The following is a 20,662-nucleotide window of genomic DNA, read 5'->3' on the forward strand; positions in this document are numbered from 1 at the left end:
GGCGTTTTCCGCCGGGTTCGCGGGTGAAGAACTCGGGCATCTCCGACGACCCCCGGGAGTTTTCACCTAGGCCTCCGCCGGAGGGGTGAGCGCGCCGATCGATAGTGGAGAGGAACCCACCTGAACACCCGTCCAAGAAGAGGTCCTCCCCGTGTCCACGTCCTCGAAGCGCGCCAACCGTCGCAAGCTCCTCGCCGTCGGTCTCGGCGTGCTCGGCGTCGCCGGCCTGTCGCTCGCGTCCGCGTCGCAGCTCAACGTCAACGGCACCTCCGCGTCGGTCGCGCAGGCCGGCACCGCCGCCGTCACGACCGCGGTCTGCCAGACCAGCACCGTCGCCGTCTCCTACGGCCTCGCCTCCGGCACCCCCGGCTCGCTCGGCACCGGTGCGCAGTTCGGCTTCGCGGCCGAGGCCGACGCGCTCACCCTCACGTCCTTCGACGCGGCCTGCGGCGGCAAGACCGTCAAGGTCGCGCTCGGCTCCGCGTCCGGCACCCAGATCGGCGCCACCTACAGCGGGACCGTGCCCGCGTCCGGCGGCGCCGTGACGCTCACGCTCAACGGCGGCACCCCCGCCTTCGGCTCGGCGCTGACGCCCGCGCAGATCAACAGCATCAGCAAGGTCGCCGTCACGGTGTACGGCGCCTGATCGTGCCCCGCGTCCAGCTCGCAGCACCCGCCGGGACCCGGCGGGTGCTGCGAGCTGCGCGGACGGCGGTCGGCTGGGCCGTGCTCGGCGTCGTCGTGCTGCTGCTGTGGCCCACGAACCTCGGCGGCTGCACGTCGTTCACGCTCGTCTCCGGGCACTCGATGGAGCCCACCTACCGCACGGGCGACATCGTCGTCGCGCGGTGCGGCGTGCCCCAGGTCGGCGACGTCGTCATCTACCGGCCCGCCGCGCTGGACGGCGCGCGCATCATCCACCGCGTCATCGGCGGCGACCCCGACGGGTGGCGGCTGCAGGGCGACAACAACGACGCGGCGGACCCGTTCACCCCGACGCAGGACGAGGTCGTCGGCGTCGAGGTCCTGCACGTGCCGCGCCTCGGGCTCGCCGTCGGCTGGGCCGCGACCCCGGGCGTGTGGGCGAGCGTGCTCGTGCTCGCGCTCGCGCTCGTCGTGTGGCCGTCCGCACCGCGGGTGCGCACGTGACCCGGCGCCGCGCCGTGCGCCGCATCGCCGTGACGCTGAGCGGCGCCGCCGTGCTCGCCGTCACGCTGGTCCTCCTCGCCGCGCAGGTCGCGTCCGCCGCCGGCCTGCCGCTCACCGGCGCCGGTGCGCGCGCGTGGGCCGCCACGGCGCAGCGCTGCCAGGAGGCGCCCGTCACCGTCACCGCCGCGTCCGGCACCGCCGTGCGCGTGACCGGTGTGCAGGCCGCGTGCGTCGGGCGACCCCTCGTCGTCACGCTGTACGACCCCGCGGTGACGTCGTCCGCCGCGCAGTCGCGCCGGTTCACCGGCCAGGCGACCGCCGCCGCGACGACCACCGTCGCCGGGGGCGCCTTCACCCCGGCCGCCGCTCTCGTGCCCCGCGTGACGGTCGACGGCTGGCTCGTGCCGTCCACCTGGAGCGGTCCGCAGCCGTTCGTGCGGTGCACCGTGCCGGACGACCCCGCCGCGTCGTGCACGGCGACCCTCGTGAACCGCCAGCAGTGGGGCTACCCGACGCCGACCACGTGGCTCGCGAACGTCGTCGTGTCCTCGACCAGCCCCACGCCCGTCACGTGGCAGGTCGACGTCGACCTCTCCGACCCCGAGCTGCCGTTCCTCGCGCGGGCGCTCACCGACGGCACCGGCGGGCTCGTGCGGGTCGCGGCGAGCGCGTGCGGCGACGCGCCGCGCGTCGTGACCGTGCGCGGCACGACCGCGTGGGGGTCGTTCCACCAGGTGCAGGACGGTCGGACGTCGGCGATCCAGCTGCGCGGCGACCTCACCGGCTCCGGCGGCCTGCTCACCTGCCCCTGACGACGGGCCGGCGCGTCAGTCGACCGGCAGCGGCTCCGGCCGCTTCGCGACGCGCGCGTCGCCCGACGACCGCCGCCGCAGCCGCCGCGTCGCCCACGGGTAGGCGTGCTCGCGCAGCCAGTGCGCGTCGGCGCGCACGCGCTCGAGGCGCGGGACGGGGGGCAGCGGTGCGAGCGGGTCGTCCCAGTCCGCACGGTCGGGCGGCAGGCCGAGCGCGACGAGCGCGCCCTGCGCGACCCGCGCGTGGCCGTCGGTCGTGAGGTGGATGCGGTCCTCGGCCCACATGCGCCAGTCCAGCAGGCTGCGCATGCCCCACAGGTCCAGGACGTACGCGCCGTGCCGGCGCGCGATCGACCACACGTGCGCGCTGAACACGCCCGTGCGGCTCCGCGTCGTGCGCACCAGCGGGCTCTCGCGCGCGTCGAAGCCCGTCGACAGCAGGACGTCGGCACCGTCCGCGCGCAGCCGCGCGACCGCGCGCTCGAGGTCCGCCGCGACGCGGTCGACGTCCACCGACGGACGCAGGATGTCGTTGCCGCCCCCGACGAGGCTCACGAGGTCGGGCGCCATCGCCCGGGCCGCCGGCACCTGCTCGGTGAGGATCGGGCGCATGAGGCGACCGCGCACCGCGAGGTTCGCGTACTCGAGGGCCGGCAGGCCCGCGGCCGTGCGGCGCGCCGACAGGTGCGACGCGAGCTGGTCCGCCCAGCCGCGCAGGGGTGCGTCCTCGCCGTCGGGCGCGTCCCACAGGCCCTCGGTGAACGAGTCGCCGACCGCGACGTACCGCGACCACCGCGGCGGGTCGCCCGCGGCGGCGGGGCCACCGGGCGGGGCGTCGGCGGGTCGCGGAGCGGTCGGGCCCTCGGGGTCGCGCGCGGACGTCATGGCCCCATCATGCGCCGTCGGGTCAGGGCAGGCGCCAGTCCACCGGTGCGGCGCCCTGCTCGCGCAGCAGCGCGTCGACGCGCGAGAACGGCCGCGACCCGAAGAACCCGCGGCTCGCGGACAACGGGCTCGGGTGCGGGCTCGCGACCACGGGGACGTCGCCCAGCGCCGGGCGCAGCGACTGCGCGTCGCGGCCCCACAGCACCGCGACGAGCGGCCCGCCGCGTTCCACGAGCGCCGCGATGGCACGGTCGGTGACCTGCTCCCAGCCGCGGCCGCGGTGCGAGGCCGGCGCGCCCGGCCGCACGGTGAGGACCCTGTTGAGCAGCATCACGCCCTGGTCCGCCCACGGCGACAGGTCGCCGCTCGTGGGGGCGGGGACCCCCAGGTCGTCGACGAGCTCGCGGAACACGTTCGCGAGCGAGCGCGGCAGCGGCCGCACGTCGGGCTGCACCGAGAACGACAGCCCCATGGGGTGCCCCGGCGTCGGGTACGGGTCCTGCCCGACCACCAGGACGCGCACGTCCGCGAGCGGGCGCTGGAACGCGCGCAGGATCGCGTCGGACGCCGGCAGGTAGGCGTGGCCCGCGGCGACCTCCTCGCGCAGGAACTGGCCGGCCGCGCGCAGCGCGGGCTCGGCGGGGGCCAGGGCAGCGGCCCAGTCGGGCGCGACGAGCTGGTCGAGAGGCGCGGTCACGAGCCCGCACGCTACCCGTGGCGGCCCCCGCACGGAGGTGGACGACGACGCGCCGACCGCCGCGCGCGGACGAATGACACCGGTGTGGTTCCGCACGTACCATGACGCGGAGCAGCGCGACCCGCACGGCCGGCACGAGGAGGAACCATGGACGCGAGCGCGGCGCCCGCCTCCCCGGGCGACGAGGTCCGCGACGACGCGCGCGGGGCCGACGGCCTCAGCGACCGCGACCGGCAGGTCCTCGAGTTCGAGCGCCAGTGGTGGAAGTACGCCGGCGCGAAGGAGCAGGCCGTGCGCGAGCTGTTCGACATGTCCGCCACGCGCTACTACCAGCTCCTCAACGCGCTCATCGACGACCCGGCGGCCCTCGCGCACGACCCGATGCTCGTCAAGCGCCTGCGGCGCATGCGGTCCTCGCGGCAGCGCGCGCGCACCGCGCGCCGCCTCGGCGCCGAGGGCTGAGCGGCAGGTGCCCCGTCCGTCCGGGTATGTCGCCCCGGCGGCGCGGCCGTGCGGCGGGCCTGGCCGGTGCGGCGGCCCCGAGACGTTAGCCTTGCGGCCGTGAGCAAGGCCGACTACCCGTACCCCGAGGACGAGTTCGACGCGATCTCGCCCGACGCACCGACGGGTGTGCACCGTGCCCCGCGCTCCACGTGGAGCAAGTGGTGGCCGTTCCTCGTCGTGCTCGTCGTCGTGCCCGCGCTCGCCTGGGGCGCCGTGACCTTCCTGTCGCGCACCGGCAACCTGCCTGGCGACGCGTCGCAGCCCCAGGGCGGCACCAGCGGCGAGGTCCAGGAGCCGCCCGCCGACGACCCGGCGACCGACGGCGCCGAGGACCCCGCGACCGACGGGGGCGAGGAGCAGCCGACGCCCGCGCCCGAGGAGACCGTCGAGGCGCCGCAGCCCGTGCTGACCACGCCGGTGCGCGTGCTCAACGGTGCGCGGGTGGCCGGCCTGGCCGCCGAGGTCGCGGGACAGCTCGAGACCGCGGGCTTCACGGACGTGACGCCCGACAACGCCACCGGCTCGCTGCCCGCGCAGTCCACGGTGTTCGTCGCCTCGGAGGACCTGCGGGCGACGGCCGACCTCGTCGCGAGCACCGTGAACGTGCCGACGATCGTCGTCGACGCGCAGCGCGCCGGCACCGGCGTCTCCGTCGTCCTCGTCACCGACCCGCGCGGCTGACGGGACCCGGCGGGCGCCCGCGCCGCCCCGTCACGTCACGTCACGTCACGTCACGTCACCTGAGCGGACCCTGGTCGCGCGTCCACGCCCCGCACTAGGCTCCGGGCACCGGGGCGACGGCGGATCTCCCCGGGCACCGGACGTCGAGGAGCACGGCATGGCCCAGGGCACGGTCAAGTGGTTCAACGCGGAGAAGGGGTTCGGCTTCATCACGCCCGAGGGCGGGGGCCAGGACCTCTTCGTGCACTACAGCGCGATCCAGGTCGACGGCTACCGCACCCTCGACGAGGGACAGGCGGTCGCCTTCGAGGTCGGGCAGGGCACCAAGGGCCCGCAGGCCGAGCAGGTGCGTCCCGTCTGACGGCGCGGACGGACGGCCCGGTCGCCCCGGCGGCCGGGCCGTCGTCGTGCCCCGGCCCGCCGCGGACGTCCGTCACGACTCGTCGAGCGCGTCGAGCGCGTCGAGCGCGAGCAGCACGCACGCGGCGCTCCACGCCAACGGCGCGACCGCCGCGGGCGCACCGTCCGCGAGCAGCTTCTCCGGGATCGACCCGGACGCCGTGCGGTGCGCGTCGATGACGTCGAGCCAGCGCGTCGCCGTCGCGACGTCGCCCTGCTCGGCGGCGACCCAGGCGTACAGCGAGGTCTGCGGCGTCCACGACACGCCGTCACGGCGCCACGCGCCGCCCGGTGCCAGCCCGGCCGCGGGCCGCAGCATCGACGGCACCGACGCGCGCCACGCCGCGGCGCCGTCCGCGGGCGGCTGCGCCCAGAACGGCGCGAGGACGAACGCGCTCGCGGCGTCGGGGACCGGGCGCGACGGGTAGCGCCCGTAGCCGCCCGGCCCGAACGCCGCGACGACCGCGTCCCGGGCCCGTGCCGCGCCGGCACGGGCCCGCGCGGCGTCGTCGGGGCGGTCGGCCGCCGACAGCACCGCCGCCGCCTGCTCGAGGCCGGCCACGAGCGGGGCCGCCGTGCCGAGCGTGACCTCGTGCTCGGCGACCTCCCAGTAGTCCGGCGACGCCGGCGGCAGGCCCTCGGCCACGAGCGTCAGCGCGTGCGTCGCCGAGCGCGACACGAGCGGTGCGAGACGCGCCGCGACGGCCGGCCGCTCGGCCGCCGGCACCTCGGCGAGCACCAGGCCCGCCGCCCACATCGACCAGCCCGTGCCGTCGCTCTGCGTGCCGCGGTCGTCGGGCGGCCCGGAGCCGTCGGGCCGGTACCGCGCCTCGAACGACCCGTCCGGCTCCTGCACGGCCGCCAGGAAGTCGAGCAGCGCGAGCGCGTCCGCGACGCGGCCCGTGCGGGCGAGCGCGACCGCGACGAACGACGCGTCCCGCGGCCACACGTACCGCCAGTGCGGCGACCACCCGGCGACCACGACGCCGTCGACCGTCAGGGCGTGCAGGTCGAGCAGCGCCGCGCGTGCCAGGCCCGCGTACCGGCCGTCGTCGCCGGGCACGGTCCCGGCGGCGAGCCAGGCCCGCTGCTCGGCCGCGGCAGCCCGGGCGGCGCGCGGCCCGAGCGGCACCGTCGTCGTCGGCGTGCCGCCGAGCGCCGCGGTGAGCACCGCGACCGCCGGGTCGGGCACGCGCGTGCCCGGCAGGTACGTCGCGACGGCGGCCACGGGGACCTCGGCCCGCGCGCCGTCGGGCAGCACCGCGACCGCCTGCTGGTAGAGGTCGATCCGTGCGTGCGTCGTGCTCGACGCCCCGACGCCCGTGCCGACCCCGCCGACGGCCCCCGCCCCGGTGCCCGTCCCGGTGGACGACGCGGCGGCCGGAGGGCCCGGCGGTGCGGGGGTGGCGCGGTCCGCGGGCGCCGGCGCCACGGCCGCCAGCAGCGCCCCGACCAGCACGACGACCGCGCGGGCGCGGGCGCGCCGGGCGCGGCTCACGACGACGGCGTCGGGCACGACGGCACCCTAGACCTTCGCGGCGGGCGGACGGCAGGACCACGGGCGCTGCTTGCACTCGGAGGGGTCGAGTGCTAACCATTGACTTAGCACTCTCCGGTGGAGAGTGACAGCAGCACACCGGCCGTAGGTGAGGGCCGTCGCGCGTGGGACGTGAGCGCGCACGGCGGCCCGTCCGTCGCGGGCACCGACCGGCCACCCCACGAACCGGAAGAAGGATCACAGCCCCATGGCCAAGATCATCGCCTTCGACGAGGAGGCCCGGCGGAGCATGGAGCGCGGGCTCAACACGCTCGCCGACACCGTCAAGGTCACCCTCGGCCCCAAGGGCCGCAACGTCGTGCTCGACAAGAAGTGGGGCGCGCCGACGATCACGAACGACGGCGTCTCCATCGCCAAGGAGATCGACCTCGAGGACCCGTACGAGAAGATCGGTGCGGAGCTCGTCAAGGAGGTCGCCAAGAAGACCGACGACGTCGCGGGCGACGGCACCACCACCGCCACCGTCCTGGCCCAGGCGCTCGTGCGCGAGGGCCTGCGCAACGTCGCGGCCGGCGCCAACCCGATCGCCCTGAAGAAGGGCATCGAGAAGGCCGTCGAGGCGGTTACCGCCCAGCTGCTCGACCAGGCGAAGGAGGTCGAGACCAAGGAGGAGATCGCCGCCACGGCCGCGATCTCGGCCGGCGACCCGGCGATCGGCGAGCTCATCGCCGAGGCGCTCGACAAGGTCGGCAAGGAGGGCGTCATCACGGTCGAGGAGTCCAACGCCCTCGGCCTGGAGCTCGAGCTCACGGAGGGCATGCGCTTCGACAAGGGCTACCTGTCGGCGTACTTCGTGACCGACCCGGAGCGCCAGGAGGCGGTCCTCGAGGACGCGTACGTCCTGCTCGTCGAGTCCAAGGTCTCGAACGTCAAGGACCTGCTGCCGCTGCTGGAGAAGGTCATCCAGGCCGGCAAGCCGCTGCTCATCGTGGCCGAGGACGTCGAGTCCGAGGCGCTCGCGACGCTCGTCGTGAACCGCATCCGCGGCATCTTCAAGTCCATCGCCGTCAAGGCGCCGGGCTTCGGCGACCGCCGCAAGGCGATGCTGCAGGACATGGCCGTCCTCACCGGTGGCCAGGTCGTCTCCGAGACCGTCGGCCTCAAGCTGGACCAGGTCGGCCTCGAGGTGCTCGGCACGGCGCGCAAGGTCGTCGTGACCAAGGACGAGACCACGATCGTCGAGGGTGGTGGCGACGCCGGCCAGATCCAGGGCCGCGTCAACCAGATCCGCGCCGAGATCGAGAACTCGGACTCCGACTACGACCGCGAGAAGCTCCAGGAGCGCCTCGCCAAGCTCGCGGGCGGCGTCGCCGTCATCAAGGCGGGCGCGGCGACCGAGGTCGAGCTCAAGGAGCGCAAGCACCGCATCGAGGACGCCGTGCGCAACGCGAAGGCGGCCGTCGAGGAGGGCATCGTCGCCGGTGGTGGCGTCGCGCTCATCCAGGCCGGCGCCAAGGCGTTCGAGACCCTCGTGCTCGAGGGCGACGAGGCGACCGGTGCGCAGATCGTGAAGCTCGCGATCGAGGCCCCGCTCAAGCAGATCGCGATCAACGCCGGTCTCGAGGGCGGCGTCGTCGCCGAGAAGGTGCGCAACCTCCCGACGGGTCACGGCCTCAACGCCGCGACCAACACGTACGAGGACCTGCTCGCCGCGGGCGTCAACGACCCGGTCAAGGTCACGCGCTCGGCGCTGCAGAACGCCGCGTCGATCGCCGGTCTGTTCCTCACCACCGAGGCCGTCGTGGCCGACAAGCCGGAGAAGGCCGCCCCGGCCGCGCCCGGCGGTGGCGAGGACTTCGGCGGCGGCTTCTGAGCCACGCAGTCCCCGCATGACACGGAGGGCCGCTCACCCCGCGGGGTGAGCGGCCCTCCGCTCGTCCGTGGCCGGTGCGCCGTGCGCGACCGGCCGGTGCGTCAGCCCGCCGCCGCCAGGCGGCTCGCGAGCGACAGCGCGCTCGAGACCGCGTCGAGGTAGACGCGGCCCACGTCGTACGGGTCGAGGCCCGTCGCGGCGACGCCCGCCGGGTCGTTCTTCTCCTGCGCGAGGACGGCCGCGAGGGCCTGGCCGTAGCGCCCCTGGTGGTGCTCGAGCGCCGCGGCGACCTCGTGCGAGACGCCCGTGCGCGAGACGACCTGCGACGGCGCGACCTTGAGCTGCGCCGCGACGGCCGACAGCAGGCCCACGGTGTACCCGGTGTCGTCACCCGTGATGCTCGAGACGGCGGTCGCGCGGGTCAGGAGGTACCACAGCGTCTCCATCGCGGCCGGCGTGGACCCCACGAGGGCCGCGGTCGCGAGCGCACCGAGCTGGCGCGGCCCCACGAGCACGACGGCGCGGTGCACCGAGTCGACCTTGTGGCGCACGCCCATGGCCGACGAGTTCACGAGGTGCAGCACGCGGATCGACAGCTCGGGGTCGCTCGCGACGGTCTGCGCGCACGCCGCCGGGTCCGGCGTCGGCCCGGAGACGAGCCGGATCACCTCGAGGCACTGGATCTCGCCGACCGTGAACGACCGGACGGGCTCGACGGGCCGCTGCTCGAGCACGAGCGGGCCCTGCAGGAACTCGGCGCCCGCCTCGAGCGCGGCGTCGACCCGGTCGCGCGTCGTGGCGTTCTCCGCGACGACGACCGCGCCGCGCGACGCGGCCTGCGCGGTGAGCTCGGCGAGCCGTGCCGGGTCCTGCGCCGCGTCGACCTTGACCATCTGGACGTACGGCAGCAGCGCGACCTGCTGGGGCGTGCCGCTGTAGTCGGCGAGCGCGAGGCGCACGCCGTCCTCGACGAGTCCGCCCAGCCGGTCGGCCGCACCGGTCGCCGACTGCAGGTGCGGCGGGACCTCGACGACCACGCCGTGCGGCAGCTCGAGCAGCGCCGCGGGGTTCGCGAGCACCGAGCGCGTCGGGCGGATCACGAGCGGCCGCTCACCCGCGAGGCGCGTGAGGTCGATCGTCCGGAACATCGCGTCGACGAGGTGCTCGACGGACTCCTCCGGCAGGGGGAGCCCGGAGCCGTCGGGCACGATCCCGCGCACGGCGTACGCGAAGATGCTCCGGTCGGGGTGGACGACCGGCTGGCGGAGGATCGACGCGCTGGCGCGGGCGTTGCTGGTCGGGGTGGTCACACGGCCTCCCGGGCAGGGGTGATTTCACCCCTCCATCGGCACGTGCGGACCCGCGCTGAGAGATATGGGCCGTGCGTCGTCAGGCCAGCGGTGCCCGCAGCGGCAGGTCGTCCTCGAGCACGACCTGCAGCGCGCGGCCGTCCGCGGGGTGCACGACCACGGGGGCGAGCAGGTTCGCCGACGGGTGCGCCCGGTCGTCGTCCGCGGGGTGCACGACCACGAGCAGCACCGGCGCCTCGTCGGGCGCGAGCCCGAGCGTCGCGCGGACCTCGGACGGGACCGTCGGCGCGTAGTCCGGGAAGAACGCGTGCGGCTCGACGACGAACAGCCGTGCCGGCCGCACGCCGTCCGGCTCGGACCGCAGCGTGAACAGCAGCCCGGTCTCGTCGAGCGGTGCGAGCGTCCACTCGTGGTGGCCGGGCAGGCCCGGGAGCTCGGTGGCGACCCGCAGCAGCGGCGGCAGGTCGCGCGGGCCGGCGGGCGTGACGACCGTGACGGGGGCGGCGTGCAGCGCGCTCATCGCAGGAAGTCCAGGAGCGAGGGCTGCAGGACCTTGGCCGCGGCGCCCAGCGCCCCGCGGTAGGCGACCTCCTGGGCCTGCACGTCGAGCGTGATCTGGGCGAGGTCGATGTCCTCGATGCCGCCGATCTGCTCCTTGAGCGTGACCGTCCGGGCCATGAGGACGTCCTTCGCGGCGATGACCTGCCCGTGCCGGGCGCCGACCGACGCGACCTGCTCGAGCATCGCCGAGATGCGGCCGTCGACCGCGTCGAGGTGCGTCGACATGTCGGTGCTGCCCGAGCGGATCGCGGCGGCGACGCGGTCCAGGACCGCGAACACCGAGTCGTCCCCGGTGCCGAAGGTCTGCCCGCCGTCGGCGTCCACCCGGACGGTCGCGCCCGGGCCGACCTCGCGCGTCACCGTGGCGCCGGCGAAGCCGTTGAAGACGTAGGGCGGGGTCGCGGCCGGGTCCACCGTGAACGCCGGGTCCTTGCTGGTGCCGGCGAAGACCTGGCGACCCGAGTAGGACGCGTTGGCCTGCTGCAGCAGCTCGTCGCGGCGTGCCTCGATCTCGGCGGCGAGCGCCTCGCGCGCGTCGGCGCTCAGCGAGCCGTTCTCGGCACGGACCACCAGGACGCGCGTGGCGTTCGCGATGGACAGGGACTCGCGGACCGCCTCGTCGACCGTCGCGAGCCACGCGTCGCCGTCGGCGCGGTTGCGCTCGTACTGCGTGACCGCCCGCAGGTCGGCCCGCAGGCGCAGCAGGTCGTGCGCGCCGGCGGGGTCGTCGGACGGCACCGCGATCTTGGTGCCGCTCGACATCTGCGCCTGGAGCCGGGCGCCCGCGGCGAGGCTCGCCTGCAGGTTGGCCAGCGTCGAGCGCTGGATGGTGCTGTGGGTGACGCGTGTGACCATGCCGGTCACCTCCCGACGATGCCGGTGCGGTTGATGAGGGTGTCGAGCATCTCGTCGATCGCGGTGAGCACGCGGGCGGCGCCCTCGTACGCGCGCTGGTGCGCGAGCATGTTCACCGTCTCCTCGTCGATGTCGACGGACGCGTTCGCGAGCTGCTGGTTCTCGGCGGACACCAGCCCGACGTTCGCGACGGTCGCGCGCGACGTCGCGCTGGCCGTCTTGACGCCGATGTCGGTGACGACCGAGCGCCACAGCGCGTCGGGGCCGTCGTTGGCGCTGCCGAGCCGCGCGATCTCGGTCGCGACCGAGCCGTCGAACGGGCCCTTGCCGTCCTCGCCGGCCGCGACCTCGCTGCCCTGCGTGAGCGCCACGCGGAGGCTGAGCGCGGCGGGCTCGCCGGCGGTGACCGCGAAGAAGTCGCCGCCCGGGGTCCCGTCCTCGCGGCGCGCGGTCGAGTGCAGCGCGTTGACCTGGTCGTGGAGCTGCTGGGCGACCTTGTCGTACTGCTGCGCGGCGCCCGTGAGGATCCCGCCCTGGTCCGGGGGTGCGAGCACCGAGAGCAGACCCGCGACGCGGCCGCCCTGCAGGCCGGCCGGGAGCGTCGGGTGGTCGGCCCACACGACGGACACCGCGGTGCCGGCGGTGGCCTGCGAGAACGCGTTCGCGCCGGTCACGGCGAGCTCGCTGACGTCCTTGCCGGTGACGAGCAGGTTGCCGCTGACGAGCACGTCGACCTGGCCGTTCTCGCGGACCCGGCTCGACGCGCCCACGAGGGAGGACAGCTCGGTGACGAGCGCGTCGCGCTGGTCGGAGAGCTCGTGGGCGGTCCCGCCCGAGCTCTCGATCGCGAGGATGCGCTCGTTGAGGTCGGCGACCGAGGACGCGGCCGCGTTGACGCGGTCGACGAGCGCGACGGTGGTGCTCAGGCTCTGCTGCCACTGCGTGGCCGCGTCGGAGTACAGCGTGTGCAGGCGCGTCGCGACCGCGTTGCCGCGCTCGAGGACGACGGCCCGCGCGGACTCCCGGTTGGCGCCGTTGGCGAGGTCGGCGAACCCGGCCCACAGGTCGGAGAGCTGACCGCCGAGGCCGGTCTTGGCGGGCTCGCCGAGGCTCTTCTCGAGCGAGGTGTACGCGTCGGCGCGCGCCGTCAGCTGGCCGGCCGTGCCGGCCGCCGCGCGGACCTTGGCGTCGAGGAACACGTCGCCGAGGCGGACGGTGCCCGTGCTGCTGACGCCCTGGCCGACGCCGTTCGACGTCGCGAACATCGACGGGACGCTCTGCGCCGCGACCGGGGAGAGGTTGACGCGCTGACGCGTGTACCCGTCGGTCTTGGCGTTGGCGATGTTCTGCGCCGAGACGTCGAGGGCCTGGCGCTGGGCGATGAGCGAGCTCAGGGCGGTCCCGAGTCCGGAGAAGGTGCTCACGGGTCTCCTAGATCGACCGGTCGACGAGGCGGGCGTGGGGGGTCTCGACGGTGGCGCGCTGGCCCAGCCCGTCGTAGGTCTGCACGGTGTCGTGCAACGACATGAGGGTCTCCTGCGCGGCGCGGTGCGACACCGCGAGCAGCTCGCGGTTGCCGTCGGCGAGCGCGGAGATCTCGGCGGTGAGCGACGCGAACGCGTCGCGGTGCGTGCGCAGGAGGTCGTCCCAGGGGGACGGGGCGTGCGCGGCGAGCTCGGCGAGGCCGGCGCCCGGGTCGAGCCCGAGCAGGCGCGCGACGGCGTCGGCCTCGGTGGCACGGCCGAGCTCGGCGGTGCGGATCTCGTCGAGGACGGCCTCGACCTCGCGCGTGGCGTGGCCGAGCCAGCGGGTGCGGCCCGAGCTGAGCACGAGCTGCTCCTCCTCGAGCTTGAACAGCAGCAGCTCGAGCAGGTGGCGCTCGCGCCAGAGGACCTCCGACAGCTGCTCGAGGGTGGGTCGCAGATCCACCGTCCACCTCTTCCTCGTCGCGTCGGTTCGCCGCACCGGCCTGTCGACGCTACCCATCGGACGACCGCGGGAGGATCTGACGGTTTCGCGCGGCCTGCGGCGCACATCTGCCCGAGGCAACCGGGACGCCGTGACCTGCCGCGGGCGTCACGCCTGATCGGAAGCGCTTGCGCGGTCACGAGGGGATGGGCGCGTGAAACCGATGTGATCTATGTCACAGACGCGAGGCCGTCTACGGGGGTTCGGACCGGTTCGTCGGCCCGGTCGCGCACGAAGGTCCCAATGAGGCGTTTCCTGCCCTTGGAACGTGGGTGCGCGCCCACCCTCAACCTCGCGTCGGCCCCGACCGAGGCCATCGGTGTGAGCGTGAACAGCACCCCCGTGGACGTCACGGACCTCGTGGTCGAGCACCTGCCGATCGTGGGCTACAACGTGTCCGAGATCCTCCACCGCGTGCCCCCGACGGTGAGCCGCGACGAGCTCGCGTCCGCCGGCGCCCTCGCCCTGGTCCTCGCGGCCCGCGCCTACGACCCGTCGACCAACGTGCCGTTCGCGCGGTACGCGACGCTGCGCATCAAGGGCGCGCTGCTCGACGAGCTGCGCTCGATGGACTGGGCGAGCCGCGGCGCGCGCCGCCGCTCGCGCGACCTCGAGGCCGCGACCGACCGGCTGCGCGGCGTGCTCGGCCGCACCCCGACCCGCGCCGAGCTCGCCGAGACCCTCGGCGTGGCCGTCACCGCGGTCGACGAGGCGCGCGCCGACGCCGAGCGTCGCGTGCTGTCCCTCGACGTGCCCGGCACGCCCGTCGCCGAGACGCTGCGCGACGCGCAGCAGACGCCCGAGGAGCACGTGCTCGCCGGCGAGCGCGTGCACTGGCTGCGCGCGGCCGTCACCGAGCTGCCCGAGCGGCTGCGCGTCGTCATCGCCGGCCTCTACCTCGAGGACCGCACGATCGCCGAGCTCGCCGAGGACCTCGGCGTGACGCAGTCGCGCATCAGCCAGCTGCGCACCGAGGCCCTCGGCCTGCTGCGCGACGGCCTCAACACCGCGTTCGACCCCGACCTCGTCGCCGCCCCCGCGCGCCCCGACGGCGTCGCCGAGCGCCGCCGGCAGGCCTACTACGCGTCCGTCGCGGCCCGCGCCGCGCTGTCGTCGGCCGCGGGCGCCACGCTCGACGTCGTCCCGACGCCGCGCACCGGAGCGCACGACGGCGTGCTGCGCACGATCGCCTGACGCGTCCCCCGGACGGCTCAGCGAGGCCGCGCGGCCGCCGATGGGTGGGCGTCGCCACGTCACCCGCCGGAGGACGCATGTCCCGCACCGCCACCACCGTGTCCGCCGTCCTCATCGTCAAGGACGAGGAGGCGGTCCTCGAGGAGTGCCTCGCGTCCGTCGCGTGGGCCGACGAGGTCGTCGTCTACGACACCGGATCGAGCGACCGCACGCGTGAGATCGCGCGCCGCCTCGCCACGACCGTCGTCGAGGGCCACTGGGACGACGACTTCGGCGCCGCCCGCAACCGCGCCCTCGCGCACGCGACCGGGCGGTGGGTGCTCGCGATCGACGCCGACGAGCGGTTCGAGGGCGACGGCGACGCGCTGCGGCACGAGCTCGCGCGGCACGACGCCGACGCCGACGTGCTCACCGTCACGATCGTCGACGTCGCCGACCGCGCCGCGGGGGAGTCCGGCAGCTTCCTCGGCGCGCGCCTCGTGCGGCGGGCGGCGGTCCGCTGGGAGGGGGCGCTCCACGAGCAGCCCGTGCGCCTCGACGGCGCGCCGACCCGCCTGCGGCGGGCGACGGGCGTCGCGCTCGTGCACGTCGGCTATCGCCCCGACGTCCTGGCCGCCAAGGACAAGGGGGCGCGCAACGTGCGCATCGCACGCGCCGCGCTCGACGCCGCGCTCGCCGCGGACGCGGCCCCGGCCGTCGTCGCCGCGCGCCGCGCGAACCTCGCGCGCTCGCTCATGCTCGACGCGGAGCTCTCCGAGGCCCTCGCGACCGCGCACGCCGCGCACGCGTCCGGCCTGCTGACGCCCGCCGAGGCGGTCCAGCTCGCGCGCGCCATGGTGGACGCCGCGACGGCCGTCGAGGACGACGCGGCGCGCGAGCACTGGTTCGCGGTGTGGGCCGAGAACGCGGGCACCGCGGCCTGGGTCGACGCCGCGCGCGCACGCCTGGCCGCCCGGCGCGGTGACGCCGAGGCCGCGCTCGAGGCGCTCCGCCGCGTGCCGACCACCGCGGTGGACGCCATGGGCCTGCGGTTCGACAAGTACGCGCACACCGCGCCGTGGGCCTGGGCGCTCGCGCAGCTCGGGCGGCGCCGCGAGGCGCTGCGCGTCGTCGTGGAGGCCGTCGGCCGCGGCCACGTCGCGGTCTCGCCCACGGGGCTGCTCGACCTGTTCGACCGCGCGCAGGTGCTCGAGGTGCTCGCCGCGGTGCGCGACGACGAGTGGCACGTGTACGTGCACACGTCCGTGCAGCAGGTGCTCGCCGCACCCGACGGCGCACCGCGCTCGCGCGCGTTCCTCCTGCTGCTCAACGAGGCGCGCCCGCGCGACCTGCGCACCGCGGTCGCGTGCGGCCACGTCGCGCGGCGGCTCTCGCTCGAGGAGGCCGCGACGTGGGCCGCGTCGCTGCGCACGCACGGCCTGGCCGAGCTCTGCCCGCTCGTGGTCATCGCGTGCGACCCCGCGTGCGACCCGCGGCAGCGCGCTCTCGCGGGTGCGCTCGCCTGGGACGTCTACCGGGACCCGCGCGGGCGGGACGGCCTCGCCGACGCGCTGCCCCTCGTCGCGCCCGAGCACGAGGCCGAGCTGCTCGACCAGCTCGACGTGCTGGCCCCCGGCCTCGTCGGCCGCGCGGGCTGACGCCCGCGGCGGGCGCCGCGAGATTCCTGCACCGGAGTCCTCAGCACCCGCCCCGCGCCTCCGATAGGCGGGACGTGCCCACGGATGGGCTGGCAACGACCCGACTTCAGGAGGAATGAGAACCATGGGTCTCTCGATCAACACGAACGTCGCGGCGCTCAACGCGTACCGCAACCTCGGCACCACCCAGGGCGACCTCTCCAAGTCGCTCGAGAAGCTGTCGTCCGGCCTGCGGATCAACCGCGCCGCCGACGACGCGGCGGGTCTGGCCATCTCCGAGGGCCTGCGCGCCCAGATCGGTGGCACCAAGCAGGCCGTCCGCAACGCCCAGGACGGCATCTCGGTCGTCCAGACCGCTGAGGGTGCGCTCACCGAGACGCACTCGATCCTGCAGCGCATGCGCACGCTGTCGGTGCAGGCGGCGAACGACGGCGGTCTGTCGACCTCCGCGAAGACGAACATCCAGGACGAGATCGGCCAGCTGAAGGACGAGCTCACCCGGATCGCCGACACCACGCAGTTCAACGGGCGCAAGCTGCTCGACGGCTCGTACGACGGCCGCTTCCAGGTCGGCGCCAACACGGGCGAGCGCATCGACGTCAAGATCGGCACCGCGGTCGACGCGTCCGGCCTCGGCGTCAACGGCGTGGACGTCACCAAGCTCGCGGCGGGCATCGCCACGGCCGGCGCCACGGCGGCCGGTGCGGCGACGACGGGCGCGGTCGGCACGGCCGGCTCGTTCGAGCTCGCGGGCGACTTCACCAAGTCGGAGACGTTCGACACGCTCAACGGCACCGTGAACTACGGCGGCAAGAGCATCGACCTGTCGACGATCGAGTTCAAGGCGGGTGCGGACGCCACCGAGCGCCTGGCCGCCCTGACCGGCGCCATCGAGGCCAAGCTCGGCACCGGCATCACGGTCGCCGCCGCGGGCACCACGGGCCTGACCTTCACGGGTTCGGCCGCCGCGACCGCCGCCACGCAGGCCGAGGTCGACGAGAACAACGCCGCCACGAAGATCAGCTTCACGCAGGCCAGCGGCGCGGACCTCGCGATCAAGGACATCGACAAGGCGATCGGCTCGGTCTCCAAGCTGCGCTCGCAGCTCGGTGCCGTGCAGAACCGGTTCGACCACACCATCAACAACCTCAACGTCGCGGTCGAGAACCTGTCCGCGTCGGAGAGCCGGATCCGTGACACGGACATGGCGCAGGAGATGGTGTCGTTCACCCGCTCGCAGATCCTCTCGCAGGCGGGCACCGCGATGCTCGCGCAGGCGAAGAACCTGCCGCAGTCGGTGCTCTCGCTCCTGCAGTGAGGTACCCGGTCGCCGTGAGGTGACCACCAGCACGACCCTCGACCGGCGGTGGGTGGACGACCGTCCCCCCACCGCCGGTCGGCACATCGGCACCGACCGTCCCGGCGGGCGCCGGCGGGCACGCAGGTGCCGGCAGCACGTGACGGCACGGCACAGCGGAGGACGCGGACATGGCGGCGATCGACGGGCTCGTCAGCGGCATCAAGACGGGCGAGTACATCGACAGCCTGATCACGCTGCAGAGCGGCCAGCAGAGCCTGCTGGTGCAGAAGAAGTCGACCGCGTCCGCCCTGGTGACGGCGCTCCAGGCGCTCAACACCAAGGTCGCGTCGCTCGCGGAGCACGCCGCCAAGGCGGCGAAGCCCGAGTCCTGGAACGCCGTCAAGGCCGCCGTGACGCAGCCCGGCACCTCGGGCACGCCGGGCGCCTCGGCGACCGTGAGCGCGGGCGCGCAGCTCGGCACGCTGACGTTCCGCGTCGACGCCGTGGCGCAGTCCCAGGCGTCGCTCGTGGCGCTGCCCACGACGTTCGCGTCCGAGAAGCCGTCGTTCACGATCACGCGCGGCGGCGAGACCGTCACGGTGACCGCCGACTCGACGTCGGTCCCGGACATCGTCGAGGCGTTCAACGGCGCGGGCACCGGGGTGCGGGCCACGGCCGTCAAGGTCGACAAGCTCGACGTCGACGGCAACCCGACGGGCGAGTCGACCTACCGGCTCCAGGTCACCGGCACCGAGACCGGGGGCCGCAACGCGTTCACGATCGCCCACGACGGCGGGAACCTCGCGCTCGACACCGTGCGCGAGGCGCGCGACGCCGCGATCACGCTGTTCCCCGGGACGCCCGGCGCGCAGCGGCTCACGTCGCCCACCAACACGATCACCGGCGTCCTCACGGGCGTCGACCTCACCGTCACGGCCGAGACCGCCGCCGACGCCAAGCCGCTGACGCTGGACCTCACGCGCGACGACTCGACCGTGAAGTCGCTCGCCTCGGGCCTCGTCGCGAACCTCAACGTCGTGCTCTCCGAGATCGCGTCGCGCACCAAGTCCACGACGTCGACGTCGGAGGACGGGCGCACCGTGGTGTCGGGCGGGCTGTTCGCCGGCGACGCGGGCGTGCGCATGCTGCAGCAGAACATGCTCGCGCTCGGGTCGATGCCGGTCGACGGCGTCTCGCCGGCCGACGTCGGCATCGTCATCCAGAAGGACGGCACCTTCACGTTCGACGACGCCGTGTACACGGCGGCCGCCGCGAAGGACCCGGACAAGGTCGCCGCGGTCGTGCAGGGCGTCGCGGCGCGGCTGTCGGAGGCCGCGAAGACGGCGTCCGACAGCAAGGAAGGCACGATCACCACCGCGATCACGGGTCACCAGGACGCGGTCAAGGACCTCACCGAGCGCATCACGGCGTGGGACGAGCGGCTCGCCGCCCGGCGCGTCGGGCTCGAGCGGATGTACGCGTCGCTCGAGAAGACGCTCGCGCGCATGAACTCGCAGGCGAGCTACCTGTCGAGCTACCTCGCCAACGACCAGAAGCAGAGCTGACCACCGGAGGGACCATGTTCGACGCACGGAGCCGGTACGTCGCCGCCGCGGTGCAGACCGCGAGCCCCGCCCGGCTGCTCACGATGCTCGTCGACCGCCTCGTGCTCGACGTCGAGCGGGGTGCGCACGCGCTCACCGCAGGCCGCCGCGCCGACGCGACGCAGCACCTCGCGCACGCGCAGGACATCGTGACCGAGCTGGCCGCGAGCCTCGACGTCGAGGCGTGGGACGGCGGCGAGCAGCTGCTAGCGATCTACACGTGGCTCATGACGGAGCTGCTGGCGGCGTCGACGAGCGGCGACGCCGCGCGCGTCGACGGCTGCCGCGGCATCGTCGCCGAGCTCGCGCGCACGTGGCACGAGGCGTCGGACGCGGTCTCCGCGACGGCCGCCCCCGCGGCGCCCGCGCCCAGCGGCCTGCTCGGCGTGGGCTGAGCCGTCGTGACCACCGCCGCGCCCCCGGCGCCCCCCGCCCCGCGGCCCGACGAGGCCGTGTTCCACGCGTCGTGGGAGCAGGCGCTGGCCGACCTCGAGCTCGAGGTCGAGCACGCCGAGGAGCTGCTGCGCGTCGCGCACCTGCCGACGCCGCAGGAGGTCGCCGAGCGCACCGCGTGGCACCCGCCCGCCGGGCTCGGCCCGCTGCCCGCACCGCTGCTGGACCGCGCGCGCACGCTGCACGCGCGGCAGCTCGACGTCGCCCACCGGCTCGCCGAGCAGGCCGCGGTCTCGCGCCGTCACCTGGCGGCGACCAGCGCGCTGCGCGCGCGTCCGGCCGCGGCGCCCGTCTACCTCGACCTCGAGGGCTGACCGCCCGCCCGCCCCGCGCCGCGAGTGCGCCGGACGGGTGACGTCGCAGGTCGCGCCGCTCGACTCCTCACACCCCGGCCCGGGCGGTCGATGGGGCGGGTGAGCACGGATCGCTCGCGCAGCAGGCCACGGATCGGCCGACCACGTACCACGCCGTCGGTGAGGTGGCCCGCATGGGCATGTTCGACTCCGTGAGCGTCCGCGCGCTCGACAGCGCGCTGGACGCCCTCGCGTTGCGCCAGCGCGTCAGCGCGGACAACGTCGCCAACCTGCAGACCCCCGGGTACCGCGCGCAGCGCGTCCAGTTCGAGGACGAGCTCGCGAGCGCGGTCCGGCGCGGCGACGGCGCGGCGACCGGCACGGTCGCGCGCTCGCTCGAGCCCACGCGCCTCGACGGCAACAACGTCAACCTCGACACCGAGACGCTCCTGCAGATCGACACCAACCTGCGCTACCAGCTGGCGACGCAGGCGATGTCGGGGACGTTCTCGTCGATCCGCACCGCGATGAGGACCAACGGATGACCATCTTCGGGGCCATCGGCGTGGCCGGGACCGGCATGACCGTCACGCGCAAGTGGATGGACGCCGTGGGCGACAACATCGCCAACGCGAACACCGTGACCGCGACCAGCGAGGAGGCGTTCCGCACGCGGTACGTCGTCGCGCAGGAGATGACCGGCGGCGACGGCGGCGTGCAGGTCGCGGGCGTGCAGCTCGGCAGCGCCGAGGGGCGGCTCGTGCACGACCCGGACCACCCGCTCGCGGACGCGAACGGGTACGTGCGCCACCCCGACGTGGACATGTCCTCGCAGATGACGCAGCTGATCATGGCGCAGCGCGGCTACCAGGCGAACGCCGCCGTCGTGACGCGCGCGACGGAGTCCTACCAGGCCGCGCTGCAGATCGGGCGGAGCTGATGAGCGCCTACGCGGTCGCCCCCGTCCAGGGCGTCACCTCGACCCTGCC

The 20,662-nt window shown here is 75.0% G+C and carries 23 protein-coding genes; 15 read left to right on the forward strand and 8 right to left on the reverse strand.

The window, feature by feature from the left end:
• The first annotated feature begins 151 nt into the window (after positions 1-151).
• Genes GY42_RS19535 through GY42_RS16115 form a run of 3 tightly spaced genes read left to right on the forward strand, consistent with a single transcriptional unit; the run spans position 152 to position 1,961 of the window.
• Positions 152-646, forward strand: a complete 495-nt coding sequence (locus tag GY42_RS19535) for a hypothetical protein (protein WP_046530093.1) — start codon at positions 152-154, stop codon at positions 644-646.
• A 44-nt stretch (positions 647-690) separates the two neighbouring features.
• Complete coding sequence (locus GY42_RS19540) at positions 691-1,149, forward strand: signal peptidase I (RefSeq protein ID WP_160309428.1); 459 nt, start codon at positions 691-693, stop codon at positions 1,147-1,149.
• Positions 1,146-1,961, forward strand: a complete 816-nt coding sequence (locus GY42_RS16115; RefSeq protein WP_152667358.1) for a hypothetical protein — start codon at positions 1,146-1,148, stop codon at positions 1,959-1,961. The genes GY42_RS19540 and GY42_RS16115 overlap by 4 nt, the downstream gene beginning before the upstream one ends.
• Before the next feature lie 15 nt (positions 1,962-1,976).
• Here the strand turns inward: GY42_RS16115 and GY42_RS16120 are convergent, their stop codons facing one another.
• Together GY42_RS16120 and GY42_RS16125 are read right to left on the reverse strand one after the other, a co-directional pair.
• Positions 1,977-2,846, reverse strand: coding sequence for an SGNH/GDSL hydrolase family protein (locus tag GY42_RS16120; RefSeq protein ID WP_046530096.1), 870 nt, complete (start codon positions 2,844-2,846; stop codon positions 1,977-1,979).
• Between the two features lie 22 nt (positions 2,847-2,868).
• Positions 2,869-3,543: a uracil-DNA glycosylase gene (locus GY42_RS16125; RefSeq protein WP_046530097.1), complete on the reverse strand. Its 675-nt coding sequence runs from the start codon at positions 3,541-3,543 to the stop codon at positions 2,869-2,871.
• Positions 3,544-3,690: 147 nt separating this feature from the next.
• Between GY42_RS16125 and GY42_RS16130 the strand changes: the two genes are divergently transcribed.
• The 3 genes from GY42_RS16130 to GY42_RS16140 all read left to right on the forward strand — a co-directional run bounded on the left by GY42_RS16130 (position 3,691) and on the right by GY42_RS16140 (position 5,089).
• Entirely contained in the window at positions 3,691-4,005 is a 315-nt protein-coding gene (locus GY42_RS16130; protein ID WP_046530098.1) for a DUF3263 domain-containing protein, read from the forward strand.
• A gap of 99 nt (positions 4,006-4,104) precedes the next feature.
• Positions 4,105-4,728 (forward strand): LytR C-terminal domain-containing protein, encoded by a 624-nt coding sequence (locus GY42_RS16135; RefSeq protein ID WP_046530099.1) that lies wholly within the window; start codon positions 4,105-4,107, stop codon positions 4,726-4,728.
• Between the two features lie 157 nt (positions 4,729-4,885).
• On the forward strand, positions 4,886-5,089 hold the full coding sequence (locus GY42_RS16140; RefSeq protein WP_046530100.1) for a cold-shock protein: 204 nt from the start codon (positions 4,886-4,888) through the stop codon (positions 5,087-5,089).
• A gap of 72 nt (positions 5,090-5,161) precedes the next feature.
• On the opposite strand, the gene GY42_RS16145 is transcribed toward GY42_RS16140, so the two are convergent.
• Positions 5,162-6,643 carry a hypothetical protein gene (locus GY42_RS16145; protein ID WP_052748450.1) on the reverse strand — a complete coding sequence of 494 codons (1,482 nt, stop codon included), beginning with the start codon at positions 6,641-6,643 and terminating at the stop codon, positions 5,162-5,164.
• A 229-nt stretch (positions 6,644-6,872) separates the two neighbouring features.
• Between GY42_RS16145 and groL the strand changes: the two genes are divergently transcribed.
• A complete protein-coding gene (gene groL, locus GY42_RS16150; protein ID WP_046530101.1) occupies positions 6,873-8,498 on the forward strand; it encodes a chaperonin GroEL in 1,626 nt (541 codons plus the stop codon).
• A gap of 101 nt (positions 8,499-8,599) precedes the next feature.
• Here the strand turns inward: groL and GY42_RS16155 are convergent, their stop codons facing one another.
• The 5 genes from GY42_RS16155 to flgN form a co-directional block, all read right to left on the reverse strand.
• Positions 8,600-9,808, reverse strand: a complete 1,209-nt coding sequence (locus GY42_RS16155; RefSeq protein ID WP_046530102.1) for an EAL and HDOD domain-containing protein — start codon at positions 9,806-9,808, stop codon at positions 8,600-8,602.
• 79 nt (positions 9,809-9,887) lie between these two features.
• A complete protein-coding gene (locus GY42_RS16160) occupies positions 9,888-10,328 on the reverse strand; it encodes a flagellar assembly protein FliW (RefSeq protein WP_046530103.1) in 441 nt (146 codons plus the stop codon).
• A complete protein-coding gene (gene flgL, locus GY42_RS16165) occupies positions 10,325-11,224 on the reverse strand; it encodes a flagellar hook-associated protein FlgL (RefSeq protein WP_046530104.1) in 900 nt (299 codons plus the stop codon). Before flgL ends, GY42_RS16160 begins: the two co-directional genes overlap by 4 nt.
• 5 nt (positions 11,225-11,229) lie before the next feature.
• The gene (flgK, locus tag GY42_RS16170; protein ID WP_046530105.1) at positions 11,230-12,648 is read right to left on the reverse strand and encodes a flagellar hook-associated protein FlgK; all 1,419 of its coding nucleotides are present in this window, start codon (positions 12,646-12,648) and stop codon (positions 11,230-11,232) included.
• Between the two features lie 7 nt (positions 12,649-12,655).
• The gene (flgN, locus tag GY42_RS16175) at positions 12,656-13,153 is read right to left on the reverse strand and encodes a flagellar export chaperone FlgN (protein ID WP_226237093.1); all 498 of its coding nucleotides are present in this window, start codon (positions 13,151-13,153) and stop codon (positions 12,656-12,658) included.
• 366 nt (positions 13,154-13,519) lie between these two features.
• Between flgN and GY42_RS16180 the strand changes: the two genes are divergently transcribed.
• From GY42_RS16180 to GY42_RS16215, 8 genes are all read left to right on the forward strand, one after another.
• Positions 13,520-14,386, forward strand: a complete 867-nt coding sequence (locus GY42_RS16180) for a sigma-70 family RNA polymerase sigma factor (protein ID WP_052748451.1) — start codon at positions 13,520-13,522, stop codon at positions 14,384-14,386.
• Between the two features lie 77 nt (positions 14,387-14,463).
• The gene (locus GY42_RS16185; protein WP_046530106.1) at positions 14,464-16,023 is read left to right on the forward strand and encodes a glycosyltransferase family 2 protein; all 1,560 of its coding nucleotides are present in this window, start codon (positions 14,464-14,466) and stop codon (positions 16,021-16,023) included.
• Between the two features lie 124 nt (positions 16,024-16,147).
• Complete coding sequence (locus tag GY42_RS16190; RefSeq protein WP_046530107.1) at positions 16,148-17,341, forward strand: flagellin N-terminal helical domain-containing protein; 1,194 nt, start codon at positions 16,148-16,150, stop codon at positions 17,339-17,341.
• 170 nt (positions 17,342-17,511) lie between these two features.
• Entirely contained in the window at positions 17,512-18,888 is a 1,377-nt protein-coding gene (gene fliD / locus GY42_RS16195) for a flagellar filament capping protein FliD (protein WP_046530108.1), read from the forward strand.
• A gap of 14 nt (positions 18,889-18,902) precedes the next feature.
• Positions 18,903-19,322 carry a flagellar export chaperone FliS gene (locus tag GY42_RS16200; protein WP_046530109.1) on the forward strand — a complete coding sequence of 140 codons (420 nt, stop codon included), beginning with the start codon at positions 18,903-18,905 and terminating at the stop codon, positions 19,320-19,322.
• A gap of 6 nt (positions 19,323-19,328) precedes the next feature.
• Positions 19,329-19,694, forward strand: coding sequence for a hypothetical protein (locus GY42_RS16205; protein ID WP_046530110.1), 366 nt, complete (start codon positions 19,329-19,331; stop codon positions 19,692-19,694).
• 179 nt (positions 19,695-19,873) lie between these two features.
• On the forward strand, positions 19,874-20,218 hold the full coding sequence (locus GY42_RS16210) for a flagellar basal body rod protein FlgB (RefSeq protein ID WP_046531129.1): 345 nt from the start codon (positions 19,874-19,876) through the stop codon (positions 20,216-20,218).
• Entirely contained in the window at positions 20,215-20,613 is a 399-nt protein-coding gene (locus tag GY42_RS16215) for a flagellar basal body rod protein FlgC (RefSeq protein ID WP_046530111.1), read from the forward strand. Before GY42_RS16210 ends, GY42_RS16215 begins: the two co-directional genes overlap by 4 nt.
• Positions 20,614-20,662 lie beyond the last annotated feature (49 nt).

This window comes from Cellulomonas sp. FA1 (assembly GCF_000986825.1).
Classification (GTDB): Bacteria; Actinomycetota; Actinomycetes; order Actinomycetales; family Cellulomonadaceae; genus Cellulomonas; species Cellulomonas iranensis.

Bases quoted from the DNA above. Each gene is read 5' to 3' on its own strand.
- groL (WP_046530101.1), top strand. From the start codon at position 6,873: ATGGCCAAGATCATCGCCTTCGACGAGGAGGCCCGGCGGAGCATGGAG.
- flgL (WP_046530104.1), bottom strand. From the start codon at position 11,224: ATGGTCACACGCGTCACCCACAGCACCATCCAGCGCTCGACGCTGGCC.
- GY42_RS16130 (WP_046530098.1), top strand. From the start codon at position 3,691: ATGGACGCGAGCGCGGCGCCCGCCTCCCCGGGCGACGAGGTCCGCGAC.
- GY42_RS16185 (WP_046530106.1), top strand. From the start codon at position 14,464: ATGTCCCGCACCGCCACCACCGTGTCCGCCGTCCTCATCGTCAAGGAC.
- GY42_RS16210 (WP_046531129.1), top strand. From the start codon at position 19,874: ATGTTCGACTCCGTGAGCGTCCGCGCGCTCGACAGCGCGCTGGACGCC.
- GY42_RS16160 (WP_046530103.1), bottom strand. From the start codon at position 10,328: ATGAGCGCGCTGCACGCCGCCCCCGTCACGGTCGTCACGCCCGCCGGC.
- GY42_RS16215 (WP_046530111.1), top strand. From the start codon at position 20,215: ATGACCATCTTCGGGGCCATCGGCGTGGCCGGGACCGGCATGACCGTC.
- GY42_RS16190 (WP_046530107.1), top strand. From the start codon at position 16,148: ATGGGTCTCTCGATCAACACGAACGTCGCGGCGCTCAACGCGTACCGC.
- fliD (WP_046530108.1), top strand. From the start codon at position 17,512: ATGGCGGCGATCGACGGGCTCGTCAGCGGCATCAAGACGGGCGAGTAC.
- GY42_RS16120 (WP_046530096.1), bottom strand. From the start codon at position 2,846: ATGACGTCCGCGCGCGACCCCGAGGGCCCGACCGCTCCGCGACCCGCC.
- GY42_RS16140 (WP_046530100.1), top strand. From the start codon at position 4,886: ATGGCCCAGGGCACGGTCAAGTGGTTCAACGCGGAGAAGGGGTTCGGC.
- GY42_RS16200 (WP_046530109.1), top strand. From the start codon at position 18,903: ATGTTCGACGCACGGAGCCGGTACGTCGCCGCCGCGGTGCAGACCGCG.